At 73.2% G+C, this 8,894-nt stretch carries 11 protein-coding genes; 8 read left to right on the forward strand and 3 right to left on the reverse strand.

The genetic code is table 11. The annotated features are described in order from the left end of the window. Positions 1–12: 12 nt before the first annotated feature. On the forward strand, positions 13–1,224 hold the full coding sequence (locus ACSNOH_RS07895) for a MalY/PatB family protein (RefSeq protein ID WP_436720491.1): 1,212 nt from the start codon (positions 13–15) through the stop codon (positions 1,222–1,224). A 21-nt stretch (positions 1,225–1,245) separates the two neighbouring features. On the opposite strand, the gene ACSNOH_RS07900 is transcribed toward ACSNOH_RS07895, so the two are convergent. Continuing rightward, the gene (locus ACSNOH_RS07900) at positions 1,246–1,452 is read right to left on the reverse strand and encodes a cold-shock protein (protein ID WP_436720492.1); all 207 of its coding nucleotides are present in this window, start codon (positions 1,450–1,452) and stop codon (positions 1,246–1,248) included. A gap of 250 nt (positions 1,453–1,702) precedes the next feature. Between ACSNOH_RS07900 and ACSNOH_RS07905 the strand changes: the two genes are divergently transcribed. The 3 genes from ACSNOH_RS07905 to ACSNOH_RS07915 are packed head-to-tail and all read left to right on the forward strand — an operon-like array spanning position 1,703 to position 3,859. Further along, the gene (locus tag ACSNOH_RS07905; protein ID WP_436720493.1) at positions 1,703–2,821 is read left to right on the forward strand and encodes a GNAT family N-acetyltransferase; all 1,119 of its coding nucleotides are present in this window, start codon (positions 1,703–1,705) and stop codon (positions 2,819–2,821) included. Between the two features lie 14 nt (positions 2,822–2,835). After that, positions 2,836–3,075: a DUF6372 family protein gene (locus tag ACSNOH_RS07910; protein WP_436720494.1), complete on the forward strand. Its 240-nt coding sequence runs from the start codon at positions 2,836–2,838 to the stop codon at positions 3,073–3,075. A 40-nt stretch (positions 3,076–3,115) separates the two neighbouring features. After that, complete coding sequence (locus ACSNOH_RS07915; RefSeq protein WP_436720495.1) at positions 3,116–3,859, forward strand: dienelactone hydrolase family protein; 744 nt, start codon at positions 3,116–3,118, stop codon at positions 3,857–3,859. A 76-nt stretch (positions 3,860–3,935) separates the two neighbouring features. Here the strand turns inward: ACSNOH_RS07915 and ACSNOH_RS07920 are convergent, their stop codons facing one another. Next, positions 3,936–4,487 (reverse strand): hypothetical protein, encoded by a 552-nt coding sequence (locus tag ACSNOH_RS07920; RefSeq protein WP_436720496.1) that lies wholly within the window; start codon positions 4,485–4,487, stop codon positions 3,936–3,938. 313 nt (positions 4,488–4,800) lie between these two features. Between ACSNOH_RS07920 and ACSNOH_RS07925 the strand changes: the two genes are divergently transcribed. From ACSNOH_RS07925 to ACSNOH_RS07940, 4 genes are all read left to right on the forward strand, one after another. Next, positions 4,801–5,682, forward strand: coding sequence for a LysR family transcriptional regulator (locus tag ACSNOH_RS07925; protein WP_436720497.1), 882 nt, complete (start codon positions 4,801–4,803; stop codon positions 5,680–5,682). 99 nt (positions 5,683–5,781) lie between these two features. Continuing rightward, entirely contained in the window at positions 5,782–6,921 is a 1,140-nt protein-coding gene (locus ACSNOH_RS07930; protein ID WP_436720498.1) for an S-(hydroxymethyl)mycothiol dehydrogenase, read from the forward strand. Beyond that, complete coding sequence (locus tag ACSNOH_RS07935) at positions 6,918–7,547, forward strand: MBL fold metallo-hydrolase (RefSeq protein ID WP_436720499.1); 630 nt, start codon at positions 6,918–6,920, stop codon at positions 7,545–7,547. Before ACSNOH_RS07930 ends, ACSNOH_RS07935 begins: the two co-directional genes overlap by 4 nt. A gap of 160 nt (positions 7,548–7,707) precedes the next feature. Continuing rightward, a complete protein-coding gene (locus ACSNOH_RS07940; RefSeq protein WP_436720500.1) occupies positions 7,708–8,097 on the forward strand; it encodes a VOC family protein in 390 nt (129 codons plus the stop codon). Positions 8,098–8,160: 63 nt separating this feature from the next. On the opposite strand, the gene ACSNOH_RS07945 is transcribed toward ACSNOH_RS07940, so the two are convergent. Next, positions 8,161–8,894 (reverse strand): SDR family oxidoreductase (locus ACSNOH_RS07945; protein ID WP_436720501.1); only part of this gene is annotated, 734 nt, incomplete at its 5' end.

Consider the following 8,894-nt stretch of genomic DNA (forward strand, 5'->3'; position numbering starts at 1 on the left):
ACAATGATCTGCATGTCATACGACAATGCGCCCGGCAATCGATCCGACGATACGTCCGGCGATGTGTCCGGCGACGGAACGAACCCCCTGCGCCGGCTCACCCTCGACGACCTGCGCCGCCGCACGAGCGCGAAGTGGCGGTCCTACCCGCCGGACGTCCTTCCGCTGTGGGTGGCCGAGATGGACGTGATGCCGGCGGAGCCGGTGACGCGGGCGCTCACCGAGGCGGTCGCCCTGGGCGACACGGGCTACGCCTCCGGCACGGCCTACGCCGAGGCGCTGGACGCGTTCGCCAGGAAGCGCTGGGGATGGGACGGAGTGGCGGTCGCGCGCACGGCGACCGTCGCGGACGTGATGCGCGGCTCGGTCGAGATGGTGAAGCTGGTGACCGGCGTGGGCGACGCGGTCGTCGTCAGCCCTCCCGTCTACCCGCCGTTCTTCGGCTTCGCCGAGCACGCGGACCGGCGTGTGGTCGAGGCCCCGCTGGGCCCGGACGGGCGGCTGTGCACGGCGGCCCTGGAGGCGGCGTTCGCACAGGCCGTCTCGGGCGGGCGGCGGGCCGCCTACCTGCTGTGCAACCCGCACAACCCGACCGGCACGGTGCACACGCGGGCGGAGCTGGCGGCGGTGGCGGAGCTGGCCGGGGCGTACGGCGTACGGGTCGTGTCCGACGAGATCCACGCACCGCTGGTGCTGCCGGGCGCGGAGTACGTGCCGTACCTGTCGGTGCCCGGCGCGGAGGACGCCTTCGCGCTCTTCTCCGCGTCGAAGGCCTGGAACCTGGCCGGGCTCAAGGCGGCCGTCGCCGTCGCCGGCCCGGCCGCCGCGGACGACCTGGCACGGCTGCCCCCGATCGCCGGTCACGGGCCCAGCCACTTCGGGGTGCTCGCGCACACGGCGGCGCTCCGGGACGGCGGCGAGTGGCTCGACGCCGTCCTGGCGGGGCTGGACGAGAACCGGCGGCTGCTGGGCGAGCTGCTGGAGCGTCACCTGCCCGGCGTGCGGTACCTGCGGCCGCAGGGCACGTACCTGGCGTGGCTGGACTGCCGGGCGCTCGGGCTGGGCGACGACCCGGCGGCGGCGTTCCTGGAGCGCGGCCGGGTCGCGCTGACCGGCGGGCTGCCGTTCCGCACCGGCGGGGCGGGGCACGTGCGGCTGAACTTCGCGACCTCGCCGGAGCTGCTCAGCGAGGCGGTGCGCAGGATGGCGGCGGCCCTGCCGTAGGGCGGTGGCGGGCGGGCCGGGTCACGGGTTGGGGGTGACGTTCTCCGCCTGGGGGCCCTTGGGCCCCTGCGTGACGTCGTAGCTGACCTTGTCCCCCTCGTGCAGTTCCTTGAACCCCGTCGCCTGGATCGCGGAGAAGTGGACGAACACGTCCGGCCCGCCGTCGTCCTGCGTGATGAAGCCGAAGCCCTTGTCCGGGTTGAACCACTTCACCGTGCCTGTTGCCATGTGCTTCCAGTCCTTCGTCCTGCTCGCGCGGCGCGACGGGCTCGGCGCGCCGGCCGTGGCCGGCTGGGGCCGGCCCGGTCCTTCACCTTTCCCCGCCGTGCGGGCGGAGATGCCCTCCGTCCTCCCCACTTCACCCCTTCGGAGGGAAAGCCGCCGCTTCCCGGCCCCCGTCCTCGTTTGCCCCCATTTGGCGGCGCGGCGCCGCTATATTCGACGGTGTCCGTGACCGCGAGGCGGCGGAAAGGACCAAGTGATCGGCTCGTACGCGTACGCATCACTGCCGGAGGCGACGGCGCGCCATCCCCTGGCCCCGGCGCGCGGCCTGTACAGCAGCGACTCCTGGCTGGAGCTGCTGCGGGAGCACGGCCACCGGTACCGCTGGCTGCTGATGTGCGCGCGCGAGCGCGCGGCGGCCCTCGCCCCGGTCACCGACGGGCCGGCCGTGCACGCCGGGCGCTACCGCCCGGGGTTCCTGCTCGACGAGCGGCTGCCCGCCGAGCGCTGCGTCGTCGCCGGGCCCCGCACGGGCTATCTCAACGAACTCCGCTACGGCCCCGAGCGGCTGCCGGCCGCCGAGGTCGCCGAGGGCCTGCTCGCCGCCGGGCAGCGGGAGCGGCCGCCCGACGCCGCCCTCCTGCCGTATCTGCCGAGCGGGCCCGCGGCCGCCTTCGAGACCGCGGGCCACCCGGCGGGCCTGATCGCCTGGGACGCCTGGCTGGACGTGCCCGGCACCGGCTTCGACGGCTATCTCGCCGGCCTGGAGAAGACCCACCGCAACCAGGTCAAGGACGACCTGCGGCGCTACACCATGGCGGGCGTCGCCTTCTCCACCCGGCCGCTGACCGGCCCCGACGACGAGATCAGCGACCTGCTGGTGCTGCACGAGCGCATGTACGGCACCGTCTACGACCGGCCCGGCGGTCGCTTCTCCCGCTATCTGGCCCGCTGCGCGGAGCTGCCCGGCGCGTATGTCGTACGGGCCCGGCTCGCGGGCCGCACGGTCGGCTGCCACCTGGTCTTCCACTACCGCGACGTGCTGTGGGTGCGGCTGATCGGCGTGGACGAGAGCCGGCCGGGCACACGCGGCTGCTACTTCGGCCTGATGTTCTACGAGCCGCTGCGGCTGGCCCACGAGCTGGGGGCCCGGGCCGTGCACCTGGGCATCGGCACGTCCCGGGCCAAGTCCCGCCGGGGGGCGCGGCTGGAGCCGCTGTGGACGGTGGCGGTCACCGCGGGGGGCCGCGTGCGCGACCTGGCGCGCGAGGGCCTCGCGGCCCGCGCGCGGGACCTGCCGGACGCGGCGCCGGAGCCGGGCGGGCCGGTGCCGGAGTCGCCGTCTGCGTGGAGAAGCCCGTCATGGACCGCCTGAGATAAAATGCGTATATGCCGCTCCTCCGGAGTCTGAAACGGGCGCCCGCATCCCCCGTGGGCTCGGTGGAGCAGGTCGAGCCGTGTCACTGCGTATGCGCTCTGGCGCACCACGGCATGCCGCACATCTGCTCCGACGAGGCCTATCCGGAGCTGGCCCTGACCCTCCGGGTGCCCGCGCTGGGCAGCGTGTCCTTCCCCGTATGCGAGGCGTGTTACGACGCGGCGTCGCGGCGCTGGCACCACCGTCCCTGAACCGCCTTCGTCCGGGCCTTCGTTGACGTACCGTTCAGGGATGACCGAACAAGTGGATCTCTCGGAGTTCAGTGCCCGCACCGGCGGCCTCCCGGGGCTCCGGGGCTTTCTCGCACGGCCCGCGGGGGATGCGCCGCGGCCGGGGGTGGTCGTCCTCTTCGAGGCGTCGGGCGCGGATGCCGTCAACCGGAGGCTCAACGAGCGGATGGCCGAGGCGGGTTACCTCTCCCTCATGCCCGACCTCTACCACGGCCGCTCCCCCTACCGCTGCCTCGTGCCGACCATGCGGGCGGTCTACTCCGGCTACGGCCGGGTCTACGGCGACATCGAGGCGGCCCGGCAGTGGCTACTGGCCGATCCGGGCTGCACGGGCAAGGTCGGTGTCATCGGCTTCTGCATGGGCGGCGGCTTCGCGCTCGTGCTGGCCGGGCAAGGGCGCTACGACGCGGCGGCCGTCAACTACGGCCGGGCGCCATCGCCTTCGGACGCGGAGGCGGCGATGAAGGGCGCGTGCCCCGTGATCGCCAGCTACGGTGCCAGGGACCGGGCCTTCCGCGGCTACGCGGCCACGATCAGGACCGCCCTGGAGCGCGCCGGCGTCGAGCACGACGTCAAGCTGTACCCGGATGCCGGGCACTCGTTCTTCAACGAGACCGACAACGTGCCGCCGGTGATGCGACCGGTCATGCGCGCCGTGATGGGCATCGGGCCGGAGCCGGCTGCCGCGGCGGACGCCTGGCGGCGGATCGAGGCGTTCTTCGGGAAGCACCTGGCCGCGGACTGACGCGGACCGGGCCCGGCCAGGGCGCGCTCCTGGCCGGGCCGGACCTGCGGTGTGGTGCTGCGGTGGTCCGGCGTGGCTAGCGCCCGGCGCGGGCTGCCGCCCCGGGGGCCGCCGCCGTCTTGCAGGCGATGTCCGTGCCCACCGAGTTGACGCCGTCCTTCTTGGCCTGGCCGCCCTGGTACTCGTAGTACAGGTAGGTGTAGAACTCGATGCGCCGGCTCGGGCCGCAGGCCGAGTCGGCGGCGATGTTGTACTTCAGGGTCACGGTGCGGCTGGCGCCCGGGAGCACCGGCACGTTGTAGTTCATCGAGCCGCTCTGCTTGCCCGCGACGTCGCAGCGGGTCACCTCGCCCGTGCAGGAGGTGAACGCGTACTTCAGCGCGGGGTCCTGCGAGGTGTTCCACGTCGGCTGGATGGACTGGTACACGAACTGGGTGTTCGTGGTCTGGTCGTTGGTGAACTTCAGCGTGATGGTGACCGTGTCGCCCGGCGAGGCGGACGCCTTGTCGGCGGTGACCGTCATCGGAGGGGTGTCCGCGGCGGAGGCCGACGGAGCCATGCCCATGAGGGCGACGACAGAGGCGAGAGTGGCGGACAGCCCGAGGCGTCCGAACGTGTGTCTGCGCATGGCGAGGGAGAGTAGACAGACACCTCGCGTCCTGACTGCACCACAGGTAGAGGATTGGCCACGGCCGGACGCCCCGCCGCGCCCTCCGGGCCAGGTGCGAGCCGGGAGGCAGAGGTTCCGGCAGTGACGTAGTTGGCCGGGAAGTGCCCTCGGGGCGGGTGTGACAGGAGCCGCGGATGGCCGACTCGCGGTGCCGGAAGGCCCCGTATCGGCCAGAGGTACGGCCCTTTACGGCAGCAGAGACGCGGCGGCGGTGCCGGACGGTTCCCGGGGGCGGAAGGGACGTCCCATCCAGCACCTACGATGCTGAATCATGGAACTCAGACACCTCGAGCACTTCGTGGCGGTCGCCGAGGAGCAGCACTTCACGCACGCGGCGGAGCGGCTGCGCGTCGCCCAGTCCGGGGTGTCGGCCTCGGTGCGGGCGCTGGAGCGGGAGCTGGGCGCCGAGCTGTTCCTGCGCACCACGCGGCGCGTGGGGCTCACGGACGCGGGGCGGGCGCTGCTGGTGGAGGCGCGGCGGACGCTGGCGTGCGCGGCGGCGGCCCGGGAGGCCGTCGCGGCGGTGCAGGGGCTGATGGGCGGCACGCTGTCGGTGGGCACCGAGCAGTGCATGGGCACGGTCGACGCCGCCGCGCTGCTGGCCTCCTTCCACGCGCGCCACCCGCAGGTGGAGGTGCACATGGAGCAGGCGGGTTCGGGCCGGCTGCTGGAGCAGGTGCGGCGCGGCGAGCTGGACGTGGCCTTCGTGGTGCACGACGGGCTGCACGAGGGGGTGCGGCTGCGGCGGGTCGCGGAGGAGCCGCTGATGCTGCTGTGCCGGGCGGACCACCCGCTGGCGGGGATCGGCGGGCCGGTGCCGGCGGCGCGGCTGGCCGGCGAGGTGTTCGTGGACCTCCACCCGGACTGGGGCGCCCGCCGGGCCGCGGACCTCGCGTTCGCCGAGGCGGGCGTGGCGCGCAAGGTCGCCCTGCAGGTCAACGACGTCTACACGCTGCTCGATCTGGTCTCGCGCGGCCTGGGCGCGGCGGTCGTGCCGCGCCCGGTGACGCTCAAGGAGCAGGCGCGCGGGCTCAGCTCCGTACCGCTCGCGGGGTCGGTGCGGTGGAAGGTGGCCGTCGCCGTGCCGGCGGCGGGTCAGCCGACGGCGGCCGCCCGGGCCTTGCTGGACATGATTGATCATCAGGGCTGCTGAATGTGATCGGGTAGGGATGTTGGACACCGCACGCATTCCCGCGCAGAGTGGAGGGCGGTCCGACACAGGGTTCCGACCACCGAGAAAGGCAGCACCCCCATGGCGCAAGAAGTACGCGGTGTCATCGCCCGAGGCAAGGGCGATCCGGTACGGGTCGAGACGATCCTCGTCCCCGACCCCGGCCCGGGCGAGGCCGTCGTGAAGATCCAGGCGTGCGGGGTGTGCCACACGGATCTGCACTACCGGGAAGGCGGAATCAACGACGAGTTCCCCTTCCTCCTCGGCCATGAGGCCGCGGGTGTGGTCGAGTCGGTCGGTGACGGAGTGACCGAAGTGGCTCCGGGTGACTTCGTCATCCTCAACTGGCGCGCCGTCTGCGGGCAGTGCCGCGCGTGTCTGCGCGGCCGCCCCTGGTACTGCTTCAACACGCACAACGCCAAGCAGAAGATGACGCTGGCCGACGGCACCGAGCTCTCGCCCGCCCTGGGCATCGGGGCCTTCGCCGAGAAGACCCTGGTCGCCGCCGGGCAGTGCACCAAGGTCGACCCGGCCGCCTCCCCGGCCGCCGCCGGTCTGCTGGGCTGCGGCGTGATGGCCGGCCTGGGCGCCGCGATCAACACCGGTGCCGTGGGCCGGGGCGACTCCGTCGCGGTCATCGGCTGCGGCGGCGTCGGCAACGCGGCCGTCGCCGGGGCCCGGCTGGCCGGCGCCGCGAAGATCATCGCGGTGGACCTCTCCGACGCCAAGCTGGAGCAGGCCAAGGGCCTGGGCGCCACCCACACCGTCAACTCGTCCTCGGAGGACGCCGTCGAGGCGATCCGCTCGCTGACCGGCGGCTTCGGCGCCGACGTCGTCATCGACGCGGTCGGCCGCCCGGAGACGTACCGGCAGGCCTTCTACGCGCGCGACCTGGCCGGGACCGTGGTCCTGGTGGGCGTGCCCACGCCGGAGATGAAGCTGGAGCTGCCGCTGCTGGACGTCTTCGGGCGCGGCGGCGCGCTGAAGTCGTCCTGGTACGGCGACTGCCTGCCCTCCCGCGACTTCCCCCTGCTGATCGACCTCTACCTGCAGGGCCGTCTCGACCTCGACGCGTTCGTCAGCGAGACCATCGCGCTGGACGAGGTGGAGGAGGCCTTCCACCGCATGGAGAAGGGCGAGGTGCTGCGGTCGGTGGTGCTGATGCCGGGGGCGCAGAGCCCGGCGCACGCGACGCCGACTTCCACGCCGGGGGCCGTGTGATGGCGCGCGTCGAACACCTCGTGACGTCGGGCATGTTCGCGCTCGACGGCGGCGTCTGGGACGTCGAGAACAACGTGTGGCTCGTGGGCGACGACGAGGAGGTCCTCGTCATCGACGCGGCCCACGACGCGGCCGCGATCGAGAAGGCCGTGGGCGGACGCAGGCTCACCGCGGTCGTCTGCACCCACGCGCACAACGACCACATCGACGCGGCGCCGGAGCTCGCGGCCCGCACCGGCGCGCCGGTGCTCCTCCACCCCGCCGACCGGGAGCTGTGGGAGCAGACGCACCCGGGCACCGCCCCGGACGGCGAGCTGGCGGGCGGCCAGGTGCTGACCGTCGCCGGCACGGAACTGACGGTGCTGCACACACCCGGCCACACGCCGGGCGGCATCTGCCTGTACGCGCCGGAGCTCGGCACGGTGTTCACCGGCGACACGCTCTTCCACGGCGGGCCGGGCGCGACGGGCCGTTCCTTCTCCGACTTCCCGACCATCGTCGACTCGATCCGGGAGCGGCTGCTGACGCTGCCGCCGCAGACCGTGGTGCGCACGGGGCACGGGGAGAACACGACGGTCGGCGGCGAGGCGCCCGCCCTGCCGGAGTGGATCGCGCGCGGGCACTGAGACGGCGGCGGCGCGGGATCACGGACTCGCGGAGTAGGTCCGAAGCCCCATGACATCGCGCGGGACGGCCGCCTAGGGTCGGAACCGGGCACCGGTCGTTCTCACCATCCGGGTGGGAGCGGGGCCGGTGTCCGGGAGATGCCTGTGGAGGCATTGCATCGTGTCGATCGAGTTGAACCACACCATCGTTCATTCCCGGGACAAGCGGGAGTCCGCGAAGTTCCTGGCGCACATCCTGGGCCTGGAGGTCGCACCGGAGATGGGGCCGTTCGTCCCCGTCGTCACCGGCAACGGCGTCGCACTGGACTTCGCCACCAGCGACCAGCCCGAGAACATCGTCCCGCAGCACTACGCGTTCCTGGTGCCCGAGGAGGACTTCGACGGCATCTTCGCGCGGATCCAGGAGGCCGGCCTGCCCTACTGGGCCGATCCGTACCGCACGCGGCCGGGCGAGATCAACCACAACGACGGCGGACGAGGGGTCTACTTCCCCGACCCCTCCGGCCATTACCTCGAGGTGCTCACCCGCCCGTACGGCAGCGGTTCGTAGGACGACCGCACCTCCTGCGCCCCGCCGGGTCCACCCGGCGGGGCACCTGCCGTGCGTGCGGGCTCAGCGCAGGGCGTAACCGCCGTCCGGGTAGAGCGTCGAGCCGGTCATGAAGGTGTTCGTGAACAGGAAGAGCACCGCGTCCGCGATCTCGCTCTCGGTGCCCGGCCGGCGCAGCAGGGCGTCCCTGCCGTACTGCGCGAAGCTCGCCTCGCGCACCTCGGCGGGGCGCTGCGCCCACAGGTTGCCGTCGACCGTGCCGGGCGAGACGACGTTGACGCGGACGGGCGCGAGCTCCACGGCGAGCCCGCGCCCGAGCCCTTCGATCGCGGCGTTGCAGGCCACGTAGGCGGGCGCCGGCGCCGGGGGACGGACACTCGCCGCGCCGGACATCAGCACGACGGAGGCGTCCGCGCTCAGCTTCGGAGCCGCGTGCCTGACCGCGTGGTACTGCCCCCAGAACTTCGACACGAAGGGGCTCTCGGCCTCGCTGTCGGTCAGCTCCCGCATCGGGCCGACCCGGTACGAGGCGGCGGGGGTGAAGAGGTGGTCGACGCGGTCGATGCCGTCGAAGAACGCGGCCAGCGACTCCTTGTCGGTGGTGTCGACGACGCCCCAGCGCGCCCGCTCTCCGAGCGCCTCCGCGGCCGCCGCCAGCTTCCCCTCGCTCCGTCCGCCGATCACGACGCGCGCACCGCCGGCGACGGCACGGCGCGCGACTTCCAGTCCGATGCCGGACCCTCCGCCGATGATGACGACGTCACGGCCGGTGAGCGGGGCGGCGGGGGCGCTCGGAG

Origin of the sequence: Streptomyces sp. URMC 127, assembly GCF_051386535.1 — a bacterium.
Taxonomy (GTDB): domain Bacteria; phylum Actinomycetota; class Actinomycetes; order Streptomycetales; family Streptomycetaceae; genus Streptomyces.

What these genes read in the sequence shown, in the direction of transcription:
- ACSNOH_RS07925 (WP_436720497.1), top strand. Translation starts at nt 4,801, where the DNA reads ATGGAACTCAGACACCTCGAGCACTTCGTGGCGGTCGCCGAGGAGCAG.
- ACSNOH_RS07930 (WP_436720498.1), top strand. Translation starts at nt 5,782, where the DNA reads ATGGCGCAAGAAGTACGCGGTGTCATCGCCCGAGGCAAGGGCGATCCG.
- ACSNOH_RS07920 (WP_436720496.1), bottom strand. Translation starts at nt 4,487, where the DNA reads ATGCGCAGACACACGTTCGGACGCCTCGGGCTGTCCGCCACTCTCGCC.
- ACSNOH_RS07895 (WP_436720491.1), top strand. Translation starts at nt 13, where the DNA reads ATGTCATACGACAATGCGCCCGGCAATCGATCCGACGATACGTCCGGC.
- ACSNOH_RS07910 (WP_436720494.1), top strand. Translation starts at nt 2,836, where the DNA reads ATGCCGCTCCTCCGGAGTCTGAAACGGGCGCCCGCATCCCCCGTGGGC.
- ACSNOH_RS07915 (WP_436720495.1), top strand. Translation starts at nt 3,116, where the DNA reads ATGACCGAACAAGTGGATCTCTCGGAGTTCAGTGCCCGCACCGGCGGC.
- ACSNOH_RS07900 (WP_436720492.1), bottom strand. Translation starts at nt 1,452, where the DNA reads ATGGCAACAGGCACGGTGAAGTGGTTCAACCCGGACAAGGGCTTCGGC.